The organism is Streptomyces sp. NPDC042100 (assembly GCF_055582325.1).
Genome location: NZ_JBVJDK010000027.1, coordinates 1 through 19691, shown reverse-complemented (window position 1 = coordinate 19691; position 19691 = coordinate 1). Strand labels below are relative to the sequence as shown.

16 protein-coding genes are annotated in these 19691 nt (G+C 75.4%); 7 read left to right on the top strand and 9 right to left on the bottom strand.

Translation table 11 applies throughout. The annotated features are described in order from the left end of the window. Positions 1-660: 660 nt before the first annotated feature. Entirely contained in the window at positions 661-2352 is a 1692-nt protein-coding gene (locus ACZ6J5_RS35235; RefSeq protein WP_469398026.1) for a phosphodiester glycosidase family protein, read from the top strand. 37 nt (positions 2353-2389) lie between these two features. Here ACZ6J5_RS35235 and ACZ6J5_RS35230 read toward each other — a convergent pair whose 3' ends face one another. Next, positions 2390-3367: a LysR family transcriptional regulator gene (locus ACZ6J5_RS35230; RefSeq protein ID WP_469398025.1), complete on the bottom strand. Its 978-nt coding sequence runs from the start codon at positions 3365-3367 to the stop codon at positions 2390-2392. Positions 3368-3439: 72 nt separating this feature from the next. On the opposite strand from ACZ6J5_RS35230, the gene ACZ6J5_RS35225 reads away from it, so the two are divergent. Together ACZ6J5_RS35225 and ACZ6J5_RS35220 are read left to right on the top strand one after the other, a co-directional pair. Continuing rightward, positions 3440-4408, top strand: a complete 969-nt coding sequence (locus tag ACZ6J5_RS35225; RefSeq protein WP_469398024.1) for a 4-hydroxy-tetrahydrodipicolinate synthase family protein — start codon at positions 3440-3442, stop codon at positions 4406-4408. 271 nt (positions 4409-4679) lie between these two features. Next, on the top strand, positions 4680-5324 hold the full coding sequence (locus ACZ6J5_RS35220) for a maleylpyruvate isomerase N-terminal domain-containing protein (protein ID WP_469398023.1): 645 nt from the start codon (positions 4680-4682) through the stop codon (positions 5322-5324). A 4-nt stretch (positions 5325-5328) separates the two neighbouring features. Here the strand turns inward: ACZ6J5_RS35220 and ACZ6J5_RS35215 are convergent, their stop codons facing one another. Further along, positions 5329-6126, bottom strand: coding sequence for an alpha/beta fold hydrolase (locus ACZ6J5_RS35215; protein WP_469398056.1), 798 nt, complete (start codon positions 6124-6126; stop codon positions 5329-5331). Positions 6127-6199: 73 nt separating this feature from the next. After that, the gene (locus tag ACZ6J5_RS35210) at positions 6200-6565 is read right to left on the bottom strand and encodes a DUF2568 domain-containing protein (protein WP_469398022.1); all 366 of its coding nucleotides are present in this window, start codon (positions 6563-6565) and stop codon (positions 6200-6202) included. 225 nt (positions 6566-6790) lie between these two features. On the opposite strand from ACZ6J5_RS35210, the gene ACZ6J5_RS35205 reads away from it, so the two are divergent. Then, positions 6791-8608 (top strand): S8 family serine peptidase, encoded by a 1818-nt coding sequence (locus ACZ6J5_RS35205; protein WP_469398021.1) that lies wholly within the window; start codon positions 6791-6793, stop codon positions 8606-8608. A gap of 102 nt (positions 8609-8710) precedes the next feature. Here ACZ6J5_RS35205 and ACZ6J5_RS35200 read toward each other — a convergent pair whose 3' ends face one another. Next, positions 8711-10807, bottom strand: a complete 2097-nt coding sequence (locus tag ACZ6J5_RS35200) for a protein kinase domain-containing protein (protein WP_469398020.1) — start codon at positions 10805-10807, stop codon at positions 8711-8713. A 50-nt stretch (positions 10808-10857) separates the two neighbouring features. Next, entirely contained in the window at positions 10858-11181 is a 324-nt protein-coding gene (locus tag ACZ6J5_RS35195) for a hypothetical protein (RefSeq protein ID WP_362482279.1), read from the bottom strand. A gap of 94 nt (positions 11182-11275) precedes the next feature. On the opposite strand from ACZ6J5_RS35195, the gene ACZ6J5_RS35190 reads away from it, so the two are divergent. Then, the gene (locus ACZ6J5_RS35190) at positions 11276-12022 is read left to right on the top strand and encodes a hypothetical protein (protein ID WP_469398019.1); all 747 of its coding nucleotides are present in this window, start codon (positions 11276-11278) and stop codon (positions 12020-12022) included. Here ACZ6J5_RS35190 and ACZ6J5_RS35185 read toward each other — a convergent pair. From ACZ6J5_RS35185 to ACZ6J5_RS35170, 4 genes are all read right to left on the bottom strand, one after another. Continuing rightward, a complete protein-coding gene (locus ACZ6J5_RS35185; RefSeq protein ID WP_469398018.1) occupies positions 11980-12219 on the bottom strand; it encodes a DUF6296 family protein in 240 nt (79 codons plus the stop codon). The two genes, ACZ6J5_RS35190 and ACZ6J5_RS35185, sit on opposite strands and share 43 nt — an antisense overlap. Positions 12220-12257: 38 nt before the next feature. Beyond that, complete coding sequence (locus tag ACZ6J5_RS35180) at positions 12258-13088, bottom strand: N-formylglutamate amidohydrolase (protein ID WP_469398017.1); 831 nt, start codon at positions 13086-13088, stop codon at positions 12258-12260. Between the two features lie 53 nt (positions 13089-13141). Then, the gene (locus ACZ6J5_RS35175) at positions 13142-14119 is read right to left on the bottom strand and encodes an aldo/keto reductase (RefSeq protein ID WP_469398016.1); all 978 of its coding nucleotides are present in this window, start codon (positions 14117-14119) and stop codon (positions 13142-13144) included. A 132-nt stretch (positions 14120-14251) separates the two neighbouring features. After that, positions 14252-16531 (bottom strand): MMPL family transporter, encoded by a 2280-nt coding sequence (locus ACZ6J5_RS35170; RefSeq protein WP_469398015.1) that lies wholly within the window; start codon positions 16529-16531, stop codon positions 14252-14254. 158 nt (positions 16532-16689) lie between these two features. Here ACZ6J5_RS35170 and ACZ6J5_RS35165 point away from each other — a divergent pair, with 158 nt between their 5' ends. Both ACZ6J5_RS35165 and fusA read left to right on the top strand, forming a co-directional pair. Next, positions 16690-17136 carry a nucleoside deaminase gene (locus ACZ6J5_RS35165; RefSeq protein ID WP_469398014.1) on the top strand — a complete coding sequence of 149 codons (447 nt, stop codon included), beginning with the start codon at positions 16690-16692 and terminating at the stop codon, positions 17134-17136. Between the two features lie 339 nt (positions 17137-17475). After that, positions 17476-19557, top strand: a complete 2082-nt coding sequence (gene fusA / locus ACZ6J5_RS35160; protein ID WP_469398013.1) for an elongation factor G — start codon at positions 17476-17478, stop codon at positions 19555-19557. Positions 19558-19691 lie beyond the last annotated feature (134 nt).

Sequence of the window (19691 nt, the reverse complement as noted above, 5' to 3'; positions counted from 1 at the left end):
GGGTCACGGACGGTCGTGCGCACGCGGGCACCGAGAAGGGTCCGCGCGGGGGCGGATCGGGAGCCGGTTCACCGGACGGGGGCGCGCGGGCGCGCGCTCGTCAGGAGGTCACGTGCGGGGCGGGGCGGCGATGAGGCGACGCTGGGGAACAGCCGGTACGGGCCGGGCGCGGGGCCCCGGTGGCGGACGTGTCGGGGTCAGCCGGCCGGCAGGGTGGGGCGAGGACTTCCTTCGGGACTCATCCCGAACACCTCCTCGCCTCGCACCGGTATGCCCGTCGCCCACCGCACAGCGGGTGCGGCGCGGGAGTCCAGGACGTCCACCGCGCGGCGACCCCTCGACCGTACCCCACGCGGGAGGGCCGCCGTCCGGGACCAAGGTCCCGTGCGGCGCGGGTCGTAGGTCCGGCCCGCTCGTCTGACCTGCGGCTTCGCGTGCGGTGCCGGGCTGAGGAGTCGTCATGTCCGGACGGTTCCTTTGCCGAGCGGGGTGACGTGATCATGTCGAGGCGGCTTCGTAGGATGCGGGCGGGGGAGGGATCATTCGACCGCGCGGTCCGCGTGATCCGCGAAGTGCGCTGGTCTCCGCGGTCTTCGTGGTCTGTGTGGACCGCTGGTCCTCCCCGTGCCGTCTTCACCGCCTGTCCGAGGAGTTCCGAGAGTGAATCGAATACGCCGCATCACCGGTCTGAGCGTCGCGCTCGCCGCGCTGGTCACCCTGGCGCCCGCCACGGCCACCACCGCCACCGGCGCCGCCGTCGCCGACGCGACCGCTCGGGCGGAGACGGCGGCGCCCACGGGCCGGATGCCCCTGGGGCCCGGCGACCTGGAGACCGTCGCGAAGCCCGTCCAGACGCCGGCGCCCGGCATCACGTACGAGAAGTACACCCAGGGCGAGGCCACCGACGTGTGGTCGGTCGAGGTGCTCGTCAGGCAGCCCGCCACCTGGACGGCGGGCCTCAAGGCGAACGCCGACGCCGTCGTCGCCGACCTGCTGGCGAAGGGCTTCACCGGCCGCGTGGACTCGGTCGCGCTCCCCGCCGGTCCGGGGGTCGGCGCCGGGCTGCCCACGCAGTACATGGTCCGGGTCGGCTCCTTCGCCCCCGACCGGTACGCCGACGCCGGGGCGCAGCTGAAGTCGCTCCAGGCGGCCGGGTTCACCGCCCGGACGGTCTACACGGCGCAGGACGGCAACCCGAGCCGGGGTCCCTGGGAGGTCCGGGTGATGAGGGTCGACCCCTCCGCCGCCCTCACGTTCAAGGCCGTCCACGGCGCCGATGTCGCCCGCGCCGAGACGGTGCGGGACATGGGTGCCGCGGCCGGGGCGCTGGTCGCCGTGAACGGCTCCGACTTCGACATCGACTCGACCAACAACCCCGCCTTCTCCGGGTACGACGGCGATCCGCAAGGACTCTACGTGCGGAGCAAGGACCTCCTCAGCGAGGCCAACAACGGGCGCACCGCCCTGATCCTGGAGGGCACCGGGGCCCGGGTCCGGGTCGACGAGATCACCACGCGCACCCAGGTGACCGCGCCCGACGGCGTCACCCGGGTGGTGGACGGGATCAACCGGATGCCGGGACGCAACGTGGGCTGCGGCGGGGTCGGCGACGACCGGCGCCGCGACGCCAAGGGCCAACTCGTCCTGGAACTGCGGCCGGTGCGCAACATCCTGTGCGTCGATCCCGACGAGATCGTGGTGTTCCGCCCGGAGTGGGGCGTCGACACGCCCTCCCAGCCGACGGGCGACAGCGTGGACGTGCTCATGAACGGCAGCTGGGTCGTCACCGGTCTCCGCAGCCCCGCCGGCGGCCCCGTCCCCGCGGGCGGGCGGGTCCTCCAGGGGATCGGCGCCGGGGCGCGGTGGCTGCGCGACCACAGCGAGCTCGGCAAGGCGTTCAAGCCCGGCACCAGCATCACGGACTCCCGGGGCGCGGCGGTCAGCGGCTCCGCCCTGTCCGCCGTCGCGGGCGGCGGGCCCGCTCTGGTCCGCGACGGCGAGATCATGATCAACGCCGACGCGAACGGGCTGCTCAACCCCGACACGAACGTCGCCACCAACGGCATCGTGCAGCGCCACCCCCGCACCCTCGCCGGGGTCACCGCGACCGGGGAACTGCTGCTCGTCACCATCGACGGACGGCTGCCGCAGACCAGCGTCGGCGTCACCGTGCCCGAGGCCGCGGCCGTCATGAAGTGGCTCGGCGCGAAGGACGCCCTGAGCCTCGGCTCCGGCGGCGACACCACCCTCCTCGTCAACGGCACCCTCTACAACCGTCCGATGGACAGCTGGCAGGCGGCCGCGCCCACCGAGCGCAGGGTCGGCAACGCGGTCGTGGTCGTCCCGCGCTGACCCACGCGCCGCGCGCCGGGGCCGTCACCCGGCCCCGTCACCCGGCCCCGTCCTCGGGCGGGCCGGTCAGCACCGGCGGTAGGGAGTCGCGGAGGGCGCGGGCCAGGGCGGTGACCGCCGGGTGCGGGCCCGCGCCGCCCCGGAACGCGATCCGGGTCCGACGGCGCACCGGAAGCGGCGTGAGGCGTACGCCCGGCGGGGGATCGAGCGCCCCCAGCCTAGGGACGACGGCCACGCCCTGACCGGCCGCCACGAAGGCCAGCACGGTGGCGAACTCGTCCACCTGGTGCCGCACGCGCGGTGCGAACCCGGCGGCCCGGCAGACCCGTTCGGTGACCGCGCGGCAGAGGGTGTCCGGGGACGACACGATCCACGGCGCGTCCCTCCAGGGGAAGAGCGCGGAGAGCCCGGAGAGCCCGGAGGCGGCACCGGGCCCCGACACGTGCGGGCCGGGATCCTCCCGGTCCGGCGCGCCGGCCGTGGACGCGGGGGTGGCCAGGAACATCGCCTCCTCGCACAAGGGCTCCTCCGCGAGCCCCGGTTCGAGCGCTGCGGGCACCAGGTCGTACCCGTGGACCAGCGCCACGTCGAGATCCCCGGCGCGCAGGGCGTGCGCCGCGCCCGCCGGGTCCACCTCCGAGACCATCGGCTCCAGCGCCGGATGCCGGGCGGAGAGCAGGCCCAGCGCGCCCGGCAGGATCGTGCGGGTCGCCGTGGGGAAGGCGCCGATGCGCAGCGGGCCCGCCGGGCCGCCCCGCGCCTCGGCGAGCTCGGCGGAGGCCAGCTCCAGGCGTTCGAGCACGGCCTCGGCGTGCCGGACCAGCCGTTCCCCGGCTGGTGTCAGCCGCACCCGCCGCCCGGTCCGTTCGAGCAGCGGCACCCCCGCCTCCCGCTCCAGGGTGCCGAGCTGCTGGGACACGGCGGACGGGGTGAAGGACAGGGCCTCCGCGACGGCGGCGATGGTGCCGCGCAGGGCCAGTTCGCGCAGAAGGCGCAGACGACGGACATCGAGCATCAGCTCAGCTTACGGTTCTGATCGGAAAAGCGAACTGGACCTGAGGGGTCCGCCGCGCCCACTCTCGAAGACATGGCACAGGAACAGACCGCCGCTCCCACCCCGGCTCCCGACAGGGACGCCGTGCCGGAGCCCGCGACGACCGGATTCGACCCGTACGGCATCTACGTCCCCCTCGTCACTCCCTTCGGGCGGGACGGCCGCCCCGACCTCGACGCCCTGGAGGGCCTGGCCCGCTCCGTCCTCGACGACGGCGCCGCCGGGCTCGTCGCCCTCGGCACCACCGGCGAGGCGGGCGCGCTCGACGCCGACGAGCGCCGGGCCGTCGTCGACACCTGCGCGCGGGTCTGCCGCGAGCGGGGCGCCCAGCTCGTCGTCGGCGCCGCCGGGGGCGACACGGCCGCCGTCGCCCGGGACCTCGCGGCGCTCGGCCGGTGGCCCGGGGCCCGCGCGGCCCTGGTCACGGTGCCCGCCTTCGTCCGGCCCTCGCCGGAGGGGGTGCTGGCCCACTTCGGGCGCCTCGCCGCCGCGAGTCCGGTGCCCCTGATCGCCTACCACATCCCGTACCGCACCGGCCGGCCGCTGGACGCGGGCACCCTGCGCGCGCTCGGGAGCCTTCCCGGGGTCGTCGGGGTCAAGTACGCGGCCGGCGCCGTCGACGAGGACACCGTCCGGCTCCTCGGCGACCTGCCGCCGGGCTTCGCGGTGCTCGCGGGCGACGACGTCTTCGCCTCGCCGCTGCTCGCCCTCGGCGCGAGCGGCGGGATCCTCGCCTCGGCGCACCTGGCCACCGGCCGCTTCGCCGAGCTGGTCGAGGCCTGGCGGACGGGTGACACGGCCCGTGCGCGGGCGCTCGGGCACCGCCTGGCACGGCTGTCGGCCCTGCTGTTCGCCGAGCCCAACCCGACCGTCGTCAAGGGAGTCCTGCACGCCCAGGGACGCATCCCCACCCCGGACGTGCGGCTTCCGCTGCTGCCCGCCGGGGAGGGGTCGGTCGCGGCGGCCCTGAAGGCGACCGAGGCGGCGGCGACGGGATCCTGAGGCGGGGCCCGCGCCTGGGACGGCTCGTGGGTGCCGGGCAGCCCGGAGGCCCCGGGCAGCCCGGGGCCCCGTGCGGCTCGTCGGGCCTGCGAGGCCCGAAGGTCCCGCACGGCCCGCAGGATCGTAAGCCCCATCGGCCCCACGAGGCCCGACGGTCCCGCAAGCCCCGCCAGCCCCGCAAGCCCCGCAAGCCCCGCTAGGCGCGCAAGGCCCGCACGCCCCCAAGCGGTGCCTCCTTGTCCGGACGCTCCGGCGCCCGTACGGTGCCCGCGTGGACCTCTTCTCGCGCTCCTGGTCGGCGTTGCGCTCGGCGGTCGCCGACCTGCCCGACGAGGACTTCGCCCGTCCCTCGGGCTGCGCCGGCTGGCTGGTGCGGGACCTGGTCTGTCATCTGGTCATCGATGCCCAGGACGTGCTGATCACCCTGGTCACGCCCGCCGAGGGGCCGCCGACCGCCGACGCCGACACGTACTGGAGGCTGGTGCCGCCGCCGACCGGCGAGGATCCGCTCGACGCGCTGATCCCGCGCCTCGCCGCCGCGTACGGGGACCCGGCGCTGCTGCGGTTCCACCTCGACGACGTGGGGGCGGCGGCGGGCCGGGCCGCCGGGCTCGCCGATCCCGGCGCCCTCGTGGCGACCCAGGACCAGGTGCTGACGGCCGGCGACTACCTCACCGCGTACGTCCTCGAATGGACCCTGCACCACCTCGACCTCGGCCCCGCCGTGCCGCCCCCGCCCGCCGAGGCGCTGGCGGCGGCGCGCGGCTCCCTGGAACGGATCGCCGGGGCCGCGTTCCCCGCCGCCTTCACGGACGGGGCGGCGCTGCTCGTCGGCACCGGGCGGCGCGCCCCGGCCGGGACGGAGCGGGACGCGCTCGGGCCGCTCGCCGCGCGGCTCCCGTTCGTGCTCGGCTGAGCCGTCAGCAGGTGGCGTCCGCGGCCTGCTCGATCAGGCGGGTGACGACGTCGGGGTGGGACATCATCGCGACGTGCGAGGAGTCGATCTCGACCGTGCGGGACCTCGCCCGCTTCGCCTCGAACCGCTCCAGGTCGGGGGCGATGGCCTTGTCCTGCCTGGCCACCAGGAACCATGACGGGATCGTCTTCCAGGCCGCCGCCGTCGCCTTCTCGGCGAAGCCCGCGGCCGTCACCGGACGCTGCTCGGTCGCCATGACCCGGGTCTGCTCCTCGGGCAGGTCGGCGGCGAACACGCTGTGGAACCTGTCGTTCTGGATGTACAGGTCCGTGCCGCTGCCGTTGGCGTCCGTGTAGGGGACGGGCCGGACGGCGGTGCCCAGCTCGCTGCCGGGGAACCTGGTGGAGAGCTCGGCCGGAGACTCGCCCTTGTCGGGCATGAAGGCCGCGATGTAGACCAGCGCCTTGACGTTCGGGTTGCCCGCCGCCGCGCCGCTGATCACGGCGCCGCCGTAGGAGTGACCGGCGAGGATGACGGGGCCCTTGACGCTCTTGAGCACGCTGGCGACGTACGTGGAGTCGTTGGCGAGGCCGCGCAGCGGGTTCGGCGGGGCGACGACCGGGTAGCCGGCGCGCTGGAGCCGGTCGACGACGTCGTTCCACCCCGAGGCGTCGGCGAAGGCGCCGTGCACGAGGACCACCGTCGGCTTGGCGCCGTGCCCGCGCGCGGCGTCCGTGCCGTCCGCCGCCGTGGCGGGGCCGCACCCAGCTTCGGCACAGCGGGCCCGGCACGGCGCGCTCAGCCGGGCAGGAGGGTGAGCGCGGCGGCCAGGCGGATGACCCGTCGCGCCACTCGGCGAGCCCCCGGCCCAGGCGTCACGGCGCGGTGGCCCGGGCGCGCCTCTCCGCCGTGGCCAGCGCGGTGTTGACGAGCGCCACGACCGCGAAGGCGAGCGCGGGACCCGGGCCGGTCAGTGCGGCGAGCGCGGCCGTGGCGGCGCCGTAGACCAGGGCCTTCACGGCGAGGACGCCCACGAGGGGGAGGCGGATCCGGGCCTTGGGCGCGGCGAACAGGCCCCACAGCACGGCCGCGGCGGCGGGGGCGGCCACGGCGAGGAGCAGGCCGGGGAGGAGGGATCCGGGAGTGGTCCAGCCCCACCAGGCAAGGAGGGCCAGGGCGGCGAGTTCGAGGAGGAAGGCGAGGGCCTCGTTGAGGGCGTGCAGGGGCGCGGGCAGTCTCATAGTGGATCATTCTGCGCCGATGTCGACTCACCTCGAACAACTCCAGCCAACTGCGGCTGAATGCAGTCGGATTGCTGTCACGTCAGATCAACAACGTGTAACGAAAAAACGCTTGTCGGACAGAATCCTTCCCTCCGGTACCTGTGGCCTGGGATCTTGCGTCCACCCCACACATCACAGGACCCGGACGGCGCCACCAGCGTCTCCGGGCCATCGGAGGACGCATTGTTTTCCCAGATATCCAGCAGGCTGAGACTCCCGATCGCCGCCGCTGCCGTCGTCAGCGCCGCCCTCGCCCTCGCCGCCCCGGCCCAGGCCGCGCCCACGACCGGCCCCGAGGTCCCCGCCGCCGCGACGAGCGCCCGCACCGCCCCCACCGCCGCGGCGCCGGCCGCCGCCGGTGCCTGGGCCGCCGGCACCCGCGCCTACCTGGTGATCACCGCGCCCGGTGCCACCGCCTCCGCGCAGACGGCCGTGACCGCCAACGGCGGCACCGTCTTCGCCGCCTATGACGCGATCGGCGTCATCGTGGCCCACTCCACCGGCGCCTCCTTCGCCGCCACCATGCGCGGCGTGTCCGGAGTGCAGCAGGTCGGCGCGACCCGCACCTCCGACGTCCCGGCCGACGCCTACAACCCGGCGCTGCCCGCGAACCCGACGCAGTCGGCGACGACGCTGACCGAGTCCAACCGCTGGGACATGACCCAGATCAAGGCCGACCAGGCCTGGGCCGTCACCACCGGGTCCGCCTCGGTCAAGGTCGGTGTGCTGGACACCGGCGTCGACGACCAGCACCAGGACATCGCGCCCAACTTCAACGCCGCCGACTCCGTCTCCTGCGCCTACGGCAAGCCGGACACCCGCGCCGGCGCCTGGCGTGACGTCGGCACCCACGGCACCCACGTCGCCGGGACCATCGCCGCCGCCAAGAACGGCAAGGGCGTCATCGGCGTCGCGCCGGGCGTCAAGATCTCCTCGGTCCGTGTCGCGGAGCCCACCAGCAGCCTGTTCTTCGCCGAGAACACCGTCTGCGCCTTCGTCTGGGCCGGTGACCACGGCTTCAAGGTCACCAACAACAGCTACTACACGGACCCGTGGCAGTTCAACTGCCCCGACAACGTGGACCAGGCCGCCATCATCGAGGGCGTCCGCCGGGCCCAGGCCTACGCCGAGGGCAAGGGTTCGCTCCAGGTCGCCGCCGCCGGCAACTCCAACTACGACCTGGCGAACAAGACGACCGACACGGAGAGCCCCAACGACTCCACCCCGGTCACCCGCACCATCACCAACGCCTGCCTCGACATCCCGACCGAGCTGCCGGGCGTCGTGACCGTCGCCGCGCAGGCCAGCGGCGGCGCCAAGGCCTCGTACTCCAACTTCGGCAACGGCGTCATCGACATCGCCGCGCCGGGCGGTGACGGCGCCACCCAGGTGTACTCGACGCTCCCGGGCGGCAAGTACGGCAACATGAGCGGCACGTCGATGGCCTCCCCGCACGTCACCGGCGTCGCGGCCCTCATCGCCAGCGCCAACCCGACGTACACCCCGGCGGACATCCGCAACGCGCTCGGCACCCAGGCGACCGACAAGGCCTGCCCCTCGGACGCCCGTTGCACCGGCACCACCGCCAAGAACGGCTTCTTCGGCGAGGGTTCGGTCGACGCGCTGAAGGCGGTCGGCGGCGGCACCACGCCCACCGGCCCGTACTTCGAGAACGTCAACGACGTCACCATCGTCGACAACGCCACCGTCGAGAGCGCCCTCACCGTCTCCGGCGTCACCGGCAACGCGCCCGCCACCCTCAAGGTCGGCGTGGACATCAAGCACACCTACCGGGGCGACCTCGTGCTCACCCTCGTCGCCCCGGACGGCACCGTGTACCCGCTGGAGGACTTCGCCAACAGCGACAGCGCCGACGACGTCCTCAAGACGTACACCGTCAACGCCTCCTCCGAGGTGGCCAACGGCACCTGGAAGCTGCGCGTCCAGGACATCGCCAGCCAGGACACCGGGCGCATCGACGCCTGGAACCTGACCTTCTGATCCACCCGCCGCACCTGCTCCACCGTCTCCACCCCAGGCGCCCCGCCCCCCCCGCAGGGGGCGCGGGGCGTCCCGCCGTTCCCGGCCGCCCGGCGGCACCCGTCAGCGCCAGGCCGGATGCCCCTCCGGCGCGCTTCCGGTGGTGAGCCTGCGCTCGCCCGTCCCGTCGGCCCGCACCGCCCACACGGCCGGCTCCTCGTAGGGCCCCCGGACGAAGGCCACCCAGCGCCCGTCGGCCGACCACGCCGGATCCATCTCGTGGGCCTCCGTCACGACCAGCGGCCGGTCCCCGGACCCGTCCGCGCCGACCAGCCGGATGTCGCCCTTCGCCGCGCCCTTGTACGTGCCCGCCGTGTACGCGAACGTGCGCCCGTCCGGCGACCACACCGCGTCCACCGCCGGGTGCGGCAGCCGGGTCACCCGGCGCGGCGCCCGCCCGGGATCGGCGGGGTCCACCAGATGGATCTGCCAGTCGCCCGGCGAGACCTCCAGGGAGACGGCGATCCGGGTCCCGTCAGGCGACCAGGCCGGGTCCTCCACCTTGCGCGTACCGCTGGTGAGCTGCCGCGCCGAGCCGTCCGCGACGTCCACCGCGAACAGCTGCTGGACCCCGCCCGCCACCCGCAGGACGGCGAGCCGGGTGCCGTCCGGGGACCAGGAGACCCGGCCGCCCGCGATCGCCGCGATCCGCCGCGCCCCGGAGCCGTCCGCCGTCGCCGTCCACACCGCGCTGCCCCCGGACGTGACCCGAGTGAACGCGAAGGAGGCCCGGTCCGGCGCCCACTGCGGCAGGATGTCGCACTCCCCGTCCGGCAGCAGCCGCCGCGGCCGGTCCGTCGCCGCGTCGCGGACGGCGATCACCCCGTGGCAGGTTCCCGGCCAGCCGGGCGCGGTGTCCTCCCGTACGAGCAGGGGGGCGGTCGGGAAGGGGGCGGCGGAGGCGCCCGTGGACGGGGAGGCGCCGGACCTCGGGTCGTCACCGCCGCCGGGACCCCCCTCCCACGGCCGCCACACCAGCAGCCCCGCCGTCACGGCGCACCCGGCCAGCACGGCCCCGAACGCCGCGCGCCGCCGCCCGGGCCGGGCGGGCGCACCCCTGCCGGGCGGCGGAACGGGGAGCGGGGGCCCGGGCGGGGACGGTACGGGGACGGGCCGTGTCGCCTCGGCGGCGACGAGGAGGGTGGCGGGCCGCCCGGAGCCGCCCGGCGCGTCGGGCGCTCCGGCACCGTCCCGAGCGGCGTTCCCCGCGTTCCCGGCGTGGTCCGATGCGCCGTCCCCGGCGTCGTCCGAGGCCTCGTGCGGGGCGTCCCCGGGCCCCGCCGGCGGCGTGGTGTGCTCCGGGCCGCGCAGCAGGCGGGTCGCCGGGTCCGGGAGCCAGCCGCCGTCCGCGCGGTGGCGGACGGTGAGGGAGCCGAGGAAGGCGGTCGGGGTGGGCCGCAGCGCCGGGTCCTTGGCCAGGCAGGCGGCGACGGAGGCGCGCAGCGAGGCGGGCACGGCGCTGAGGTCGGGCTCCTCGTGGACCATCCGGTACAGCCGGGCGGCGGAGGGCCCGTCGCCGTACGGGGAGCCGCCGGCGGCCTCGGCGAGCACGATCCCCAGCGCGAACATGTCGACGGCCGGGGTCGCGGCGCCGTCGGTGAGCTGCTCGGGGGCGAGGTAGCCGGGCGTGCCGACCTGGTAGCCCGTCCGGGTCAGGTCGGCCGTGCCGTCCAGGGCCCGCGCGATGCCGAAGTCGATGACCCGGGGGCCGTCCTCGGCCACGATGATGTTGGCGGGCTTGAGGTCGCGGTGGACCACCCCGGCCCGGTGGACGGCCTCCAGGGCCTCGGCGAGCCCCGCGGCGAGGACGGTCAGGGTGTCCTCGGGCAGCGCCCCGACCCGGTCCAGGACGGCGCGGAGGGTGGGACCGGGGACGTAGGCGGTCACCAGCCACGGGGGGTCGCCGTGCGGGTCCGCGTCGACGACCGGGGCCGTGTGGAAGCCGCCGACCCGACGGGCCGCCGCGACCTCGCGGGCGAAGCGGCGCAGGAACTCCGGGTCGGTGCCGAGCTCGGGCCGGACGACCTTCACGGCGACGGCCCGGCCGGAGCGGGACCGGCCCAGGTAGACGACGCCCATGCCGCCCTGCCCGAGGCGTCCTACCAGGCGGTAGCCGCCGGCGCCGACGGACTCGGGATCGGTGGACTCCAGCGGCTTCATCCTGCCCCCTCGCGCGATGTACCGGGACAGGATCGCGCCATGCGGCCGGATCAGTCCAGGGAGTGCTCCTCCCAGGTCTCGTCGTCGGGGTCGAACTCGGTGTGCGCGGACTCCCAGGTGGCCGAGGCGAGCTCGACGCCCGGGACGGCGCCGAGGAGCGCGACGGGGTCGATGAAGTGGGCGAGGGAGCCCGACGGGTCCACGTCGATGGCCTCGATGGCCTGGGCGCGCTCGTCGTCCTCCAGGTACTCGTCGTCCCGGACCTGGGTGAGGGCGGCGGCCTTGAGCGCCTCCTCGTCGGTGATCTCGGCGACGAGCTCGATGGTGACGCGTACGTAGCGCGGTGCGGACTCGGAAGGGTCGGTGCTGGTCATCAGGGCAGCTTAGGCGACGCGCGCGGCCCGCGCGTCCGCACGGGCCGTACGATCCACGGGGCCCGGGGAGGGCCGGGACGAGGGGACCGGGGAAATGGAAGCCGACACGCACACGAGCGCGCACCCGCCCACGGGCACGAGCGCGCACCCGCCCACGGGCACGAGCGCGCACCCGCCCACGGGCACGGTCGCGAGCGCGCGCCCGGACGCGCACACCGGCGTGGGCGCGGCGTGGGCCGACCGGTCCCGGTTCGGGGACCCCGGCTTCGAGGTGGAGACCGTGCCGTGCGGCCGCCGGCCGCCGGTGCGGAGGCTGTCCCGGCAGGGGCGCCGGAGGCGGTTCCGGGTGCTGAGGGACTTCTTCCTCGCCCGTTTCCTCCTCGCCCTGCCCGAGGACCCCCTGGAGGCGCTGGCCGCGCTGGTCGAGCCGGTGACGAAGGCGTACCGGCTGGCGATGCGGCTGGTGCGGGGGCCCGGGGTGCGCGGCGGCTGGGGCAGCGACGCCGGGCGCTTCCTGATCGCCGCGCACGAGCCGCACTGGGCGCGGGACGGTCTTCGCGCGGAAGAGGCGGAGTTCCGGCTGGTGCCCGGCGCGGGCCCGGACCTGACCGTCCGGGCGCCCTGGCAGCCGGACGAGGAGTGCGTGCGCTTCACGCACGCCGGGGTGCGGACGACACCGCTCCCGAGGCGGCGCCGCCGCCGGGTCGACATCGCCTTTCCCGACGGATCCTGGGCCGCCGTCCGCACGGCGACCCGGTACTCGGCCGCCCGGCTCCGCGCATGCCTCGCGGAGGGGGCTCAGCCGGGGGCGTCGGGCAGCGGGCGGGCGACGACGCCCTGAGGGGCGTCCTGGTGGCCGCCCGACGCCAGGACGCGGACCTCGTCGCGGTCGCTGATCTCGGCGCGGATGATCCCGGTCGGATCCGCGTACACGGGATGCCCGCCGGGTCCCTTGGCGGCCGTCCGCTCGACGACCACCAGGTCCTCGTCGGCACCGCCGACCCCGGCGAACACCAGCTCGTACCTGTGTACGCTCACCCGCACCATTTTACGCTCCGCGCCGTACGCGCAGGAGGTCAGCCGCCCGCCGTCACCGCGTCGACCAGCGTGGCCAACGCCGTGCCCAGGGCGTGTACGCCCGGGTTCGAGGGGCCGCCGGGTTCGGTCATGTAGCGGTCGCGGCGGATCTCCACCATCAGGGCGGTCACGCGCGGATCGCGGCCGTGATGGGCCAGCGGGACGTACGTGCCCGCGAACGGGCTGTCCGTGCCGACCTCGCCGATGCCCGCGAACGCCTCCCGCGCCGCCGCCAGCAGCGCGGGAGGCGTGTGGAAGGCGTCCGTGCCCAGGCAGACGGGCGGCCGGGGGCCCCGGCCGTGCAGTTCGTACGGCAGGGCCCGGGTCGGGTACGAGTGGACGTCGACGATGACCGCGCGCCCCGCCGCCGCCAGCCGTCCGGCGACCGCGTCCGTCATCGCCCGCGCGTACGGGGCGAAGTACCGCTCCACCAGCGGCGCCGGGTCGAAGCCGGCCGGCCGCAGCTCGGCCCGGTGCGTGGTGCGGGTGTACACCGCGCCCATTCCGACCGCCAGCATCTCCTCGCGCTCGTCCGGGAACCGCTCCGGATCGACCACGAGCCGCGACAGCCGGTTGACGAACCGCCAGGGCGCGCGGCCCGCCGCCGCTGCCGCCACGGCGGCGATGTCCTCCGTGTGCGCGTCCGTGATGTGGTCCAGCTCGCGGGCCAGCTCCGCGTCGTCGAGGACGATCCCGGAGCGCACGTCCGCCGGGACCGTCCGCGAGGAGTGCGGCACGTGGAGCAGGACCGGCGAGTCCGGCGAGCCGGGGAGGAGCCGGTAGGACGGCGCTGGGCCGGGCTGCGGGGGCCGCTGCGGCTGGGGGGTCAACTGGCCTCTTCTCGGGGCGGGTCGCGGTGGTCCGGTGGTGCGGCGGCCACGGGCTACGGCAGGGGCTCGCCGCGGGCCGTGATCCACAGGGCGTACCACTCCTCGTGGCTCAGCCTCGGTTCCTGGGCCGCCGCGTCCCGGCAGGCCCGGATCCGGGCCGGGGCGCTGGTGCCGACGACCGGGACCACCCCGGCCGGGTGACGCCGGAGCCACCACAGCACGACGGTCTCCGGCGTGGTGCCCTTCGCCTCGGCCAGTTCGGCGACGAGCGCGGCGGTGGCCCGCTCCGCCGGGGTCTCCTGGCGCCCGCTGTAGCGGCCCTGCGCCAGCGCCCCCCAGGCCTGCAACCCGATCCCGTGGGCCAGGCAGTGCTCGACCGTGCCCGCCGGGAAGCCGTTGGCGGCCGAGGCGGGCGTGTTCACCAGCACCCCGTCCTCCAGCCAGTCCCGCCGCCCCAGGCTCATCTCCAGCTGGTTGGCGGTGAGCGGCAGGCTCAACCGCGCCTGGAGCCGGGCGATCTGGGGCCCGTTCATGTTGGACACCCCGAACCGGCGCACCAGGCCCTGCCGGTGCAGCGACTCCAGCGCCTCGGCGACGTCCGCCGGGTCGGCCAGCGGGTCGGGCCGGTGCAGCAGGAGCACGTCGAGGACGTCGGTGCGCAGGCGCGTCAGGCTCTCCTCGACCCGCCGCACGATGGAGTCGCCGCGCAGGTCGTAGATCCCGGGCCGGTCGCCGTCGGCGAGCCGGATGCCGCACTTCGACTGGAGGGTGACGCGCTCGCGCAGCCCCGGGGCGCGGGTCAGCACCTCGCCGAACGCGGCCTCCGCCTTGCCGTGCCGGTAGATGTCGGCATGGTCGAAGGCGGTGATCCCGCTCTCCAGCGCCGCCTCGACGGCCGCCTCCGCCGCGTCGATGTCGGCGCCGGTCAGCGGGCTCGGGTCCCAGCTCCCGCCGAGGCCCATGCAGCCGAGGACCAGCCGGTCGGCGGGGCGGGAGCCGGCGGGGGGTGCGGGCGTCTGAGGTTCGGTCACGGGGGCAGCCTGCCATAGTTCGTTCACCTGTACGGCGCGCCCTTGCGGCCCCCCCCAGGCACCTGGCACCTGCCCTTCCCGTTCCCGCCTTCGTTCCCGCCCCCGTTCCCCCGACCCGTCCGGCCGGGCCGCTCAGCTGGGCCGGACGGGCGTCTGCGCGTCGCGCTCCAGCGCGGCCTCGCCCTCGGTGTCCAGGTGCGGGAGCGCCCGGTCGAGCCAGCGCGGGGTCCACCAGGCACGGGCGCCGAGCAGGGTCATCACCGCGGGCACGAGCAGCAGCCGCACGATCGTGGCGTCGATGAGGACGCTCGCCGCGAGGCCGAGGCCCAGCATCTTGACCACGATGTTGTCGGACACGATGAACGCGGCGAACACGCTGACCATGATCAGCGCGGCGCAGGTGATCACCCGGGCGGTGATCTCCAGCGCGTGCGCGACGCTCGCCTTCGAGTCGCCGGTGCGCAGCCACGCCTCGCGTACCCGCGACAGCAGGAAGATCTCGTAGTCCATGCTCAGTCCGAAGACGATCGCGAACATCATCATCGGCACGTAGCTCTCGACCGGCACCTTGCCGGAGACGCCCAGCGCCGGACCGCCCCAGCCCCACTGGAAGACGGCGACGACGACCCCGTACGAGGCGGCGATCGACAGCACGTTGAGCACGGCCGCCTTGACCGCGACGAGCAGGCCGCGGAAGACGGTCAGGATGACCAGGAAGGCCAGCCCGACGACCACGGCGATGATGAGCGGCAGCCGGCTGGAGACGATGTCCAGGAAGTCGACCTGGGCGGCGGTGGTGCCGGTGACGTACGTCCGGGCGTCGGTCCCGGCGACGGCCTGCGGCAGGACGTCGTCGACGAGGCGGTCGGTGAGCTGGGTGGTGCGCTCGTCCTGCGGGGCGGCGACCGAGTAGGCCGTGCCGATCAGCACGTCCCCGTCGGGCGTCGTCTGGAGCGGGGTGACGGACGCGGCGTCGGGGACGTTCGCGAGCGACTTCTGGAGCTGGGAGGCCAGCGCCGCGCGGTCGGACTGCGGCACGTTCGTCTGGTCGACGACGAGGGTCAGCGGCCCGTTGGCGCCCGGCCCGAAGGCGGTCGAGATCAGGTCGTAGGCGCGCCGGTCGGTGAAGGACTTGGGGTCGGCGCCGTCGCCGATGTGCCCGAGCTGGATGAAGAAGAGCGGGATGGCGAGGATGACGAGGGCCACGACGCCGCAGCTCAGGAAGGTCCAGGGGCGCCGTTCGACGCGCTGCGCGTAGCGGTGCCAGGTGCCGTGCGCGTCGGTGCCCGGCTCGGCGTCGGTCTCGGCGACGGGGGTGCGCAGGTGGTAGCGGTCGATCCGGCGGCCGACCAGGCCCAGCATCGCCGGGACCAGGGTCAGCGCCGCCAGCACGGCCGTGACCACGGTGAAGGCCGCCGCGAGCCCGAGTTTGCCGATGAAGCTGACGCCGGACACCCACAGCCCGGACAGGGCGATGATCACCGTGCAGCCGGAGACCAGGACGGCCCGCCCGCTGGTCGTCGTGGCCATGCCCGCGGAGGTGGCCGGATCGTGGCCGTCCATGAGGTTCTGGCGGTGCCGGGTGATGAGGAACAGCGCGTAGTCGATGCCGACGCCCAGGCCGATCATGGTGGCCAGCGTCGGCGACACCGTGCCGAAGGTGAACGCCGCCGCCGTCAGGCCCAGCAGCGCGAGCCCGCAGATCGCCCCGATGAGCGCGGTCACCAGCGGCAGCACGGCGGCGATGACGCTGCCGAAGCCGATCAGGAGCACCACGATGGCCACCGCGAAGCCGATCGCCTCGCTGGTGCGGTCGTCGGCGGCGGGCCGGGCCAGTTCGCCGAGCGGGCCGCCGTACTCGACCGTGACGCCCGCGTCGCGCAGCGGCTGTACGGCCGTGTCGACGCCGTTCAGGTAGTCGGTGCCGAGCGTGGACGGCGGCACGCTGAAGCGCACGGTGATGTACGCGGTCTTCCCGTCCGTGGACAGCGGCCCGGTGTCCGGCACGGACGAGGGGCTGGTCGGCGGGGGAGTGCCGGGCGGCGGCAGCGGGTTCTGGGCGCTCAGCACGTCGGGGAGCCTCTGCAGCGAGGCGACCGCCGTGTTCACCGCGGACGCCTCCTGGGTCAGCGGCTTCGCGGGGTCGTTGAGCACGATCTGGGCGCCGTAGCCGCCCGCGGCGGGGTCGTGCGCCTTCAGGACGGCGAGCCCGTCGGCCGACTGCACACCGGGGAGCGTGAAGTTGTCCGAGTACTGGCCGCCGACCGCCCGGTTGGCGAACTGGAGGCCGACCAGGGCCGCGAGCCACAGGACGATGACGACGACGAACCGCCGGGCACACCAGTGCCCGAGCCGGTACAGGACACTCTTACGCGGTGCGAGCCCGCCCGTGGCGGGGGCCTTTGCGCTCATGACGTGGCCACGTTCCGGTAGGGGGCGTCCCCGAGCGGAGGCGAAGACGACGGCGCCGACGGCCGCATTCCCTCCTCGGCTCGTGCCTCCTCCGCCAATTGTTCGCCCTCGCGGGCCGCTCGGCATCTCGGGGGGAGTGCCGGGATAGCCTCCCGGGCATGAACGAGATCACCTCCGCCGACGAGCAGTTGCTGCGCCGAGCGATCGCACTCGCCGCCCGCGCCGTGACCCTCGGCGACGCCCCGTACGGCTCCCTGCTCGCCGGACCCGACGGCACCGTCCTCGCCGAGGACCACAACACCGTCCGGCGCGACGGCGACATCACCGCCCACCCCGAACTGAAGCTGGCCCGCTGGGCGGCCCGCGAACTCGACGCCGAGACGGCCGCCGGCAGCACCCTCTACACGAGCTGCCAGCCCTGCGGCATGTGCGAGGGCGCGCTGGTCCGCTCGGGCGTCGGGCGGGTCGTGTACGCGCTCGCCACCGGGCAACTCGTCGCGCTCAACCCGGAGTCGGGCGCCTGGCCGGAGCTCGTCCAGGACGGCCCCGCGCTCTTCGACGAGGCCCGCCGCCCGATCGAGGACTACTACCGCCCGAAGGGCTGACCCGCCAACCCCCCCAGGAAAAGCACTGTTCACCCGGGCCGGCCGCTCCCTACACTTCCCGGAGCGGGCCGCCCGGCCCGCCGTGCCACACCCACGGAGCGACGGAGGGAGCCGACCATGCGTGCCGACCGCAGCACCGCAGCGCCCGTCGTCCCCCGCGTCCGGTACGACGTGATCCTGGCCTCTTCGTCCGTCCGGTGCCGGCTGCGCGGCCGGTACCGCTGACCCGCGACGACGCAGGGCTCACGCACCCCGCACCACCCCGCACCCCCACGCCTCGTCCGCCGTCACGGGAATCGCGCTGCCCAGCAACCGCTTCGCACGCGAAAGACCACCATCATGCGTACCTCCAGCACCCCCGGCACCCCCCGCGCCACCGCCCGTCCCGCCGTCCGCAACCTGGGCATCCTGGCCCACGTCGACGCCGGCAAGACGACGCTCACCGAGCGGTTCCTCTTCCTGACCGGCGCGGTCCACAAGCGCGGCGAGGTCCACGACGGCACCACCGTCACCGACTTCGACCCGCAGGAACGCGCCCGAGGCATCACCATCTCCGCCGCGGCCGTCAGCTGCGACTGGGCCGGACACCGTCTCAACCTGATCGACACGCCGGGGCACGTCGACTTCTCCGACGAGGTCGAGCGCGCACTGCGCGTCCTGGACGGCGCCGTCGCCGTCTTCGACGGCGTGGCGGGCGTCGAGCCGCAGAGCGAGTCGGTGTGGCGCCAGGCCGACCGGCACGGCGTCCCGCGCCTCGCGTTCGTCAACAAGCTCGACCGCGCGGGCGCCGACCTCGACGCCGCCGTGGACTCCCTGCGCACCCGCCTCGGCACCGTACCGCTGCCCGTCCAGCTCCCCATCGGCCGCGAGTCCGGCTTCCGGGGAGTCGTCGACCTGGTCCGCCTCCGGGCGTACGCGTGGCCCGACGGCGGCGGCCCGTACACCGAGGGCCCGGTGCCCGAGGAGCTGCGCGAGGAGGCCGCCCGGCGGCGGCGCCGGCTGGCCGAGACGGTCGCCGAGCTGCACCCGGCGGCCCTGGAGGAGTACTGCGAGCACGGCACGCTCGGCGAGGCGACCCTCGTTGCCGCGCTGCGCGAACTGACCCTCTCCGGCGCGGGCGTGGTCGTGCTGTGCGGCTCCGCCTACCGTGACCGGGGGATCGAGCCGCTGCTCGACGCCGTGGTCGCCTATCTGCCGGCCCCGGCCGACCTGCCGCCGGTGCGCGGGGACCGCCCGGCGGACCCGGAGGCGCCGTTCACCGCGCTCGCGTTCAAGGTGGGCAGCACGCCCACCGGCCGCCTCACCTACCTCCGCGTCTACGCGGGAACGCTCCGGAAGGGGGACACCGTGCTCGACGCCACCGCGGGCCGCACCGAGCGGATCGCGCGGATCCTGCGGGTCCAGGCGGACCGCACCGGCGAGACGGACGCGGCCGTGGCCGGGGACATCGTCGCCGTCGTGGGCCCGAAGGCGGTCCGCGCCGGGGCGACGCTCTGCGCCCCGGACGCCCCGCTGCTGCTCGAACCGCCGGTCTGTGCCGTCCCGGTCGTCTCCGTGGCCGTCGAGGCCCGGCGCGGCACCGACACCGAACGCCTCGCGACCGGTCTGGCCCGGCTCGCCGAGGAGGACCCGTCGCTGGTCGTGCGGACCGACCCGGAGTCGGGCCAGACGCTGCTGTCGGGCCTGGGCGAGCTGCACCTGGAGGTGGCGGTGGAGCGGCTGCGCCGCGCCCAGGGCCTGGAGGTCACGGTCGGCCGTCCCCGGGTCGCGTACCGGGAGACGCCCGCCGGGCGCGTGACCGGGCTGGTGCGCCGGCACGTCAAACAGGACGGCGGTTCGGGCCAGTTCGCCCAGGTCGTGATCGACGTCGAGCCGCTGGAGAAGCAGGATGAGAGAGACCAGAGAGACCGGGGGGACAAGGGGATTGCGGGAGAGAACGGGGACTTCGTGTTCCGTTCGACGGTCACGGGCGGCCGGGTTCCGCAGGAGTACGTCCGCGCGGTCGAGGCCGGCTGCCGTGACGCGCTCGCCGAAGGCCCGCTCGGCGGCCATCCGGTCACCGGCGTGCGGGTCACGCTCACCGACGGGGCGACCCATGTGAAGGACTCCTCGGAGCTCGCCTTCCGCGCCGCCGGGCGCTTCGCCCTGCGCGAGGCGCTGCGGACGGGCGGGACGGTACTGCTCGAACCGCTCGCCGAGGTCACCGTGACCGTCCCGGAGGCGGCCCTCGGCACGGTCCTGGGCGACCTGTCCGCCCGGCGCGGCCGGGTCACGGACTCGACCGCCCGGGGCGGTACGGCGGTGCTGACGGCGACGGTGCCGCTGGCCGAGCTGTTCGGCTACGCCTCCCGGCTGCGCGGACGCACACAGGGCCGCGGCGCCTTCACCAGCCGCCCGGCCGGCTACGCCCCGGCCTGCTAGGAGACGGAGACGCCGTGGGGGCCGGGGGGGGGGCCCCCCCCCCCCCCCCGGGGCCGGCCCCGGGGGGGGGGCCCCCCCCCCCCGGGCCCCCCCCCCCCCCCCCCCACACCACACAGCAAGGGGTGGGGGTTGGG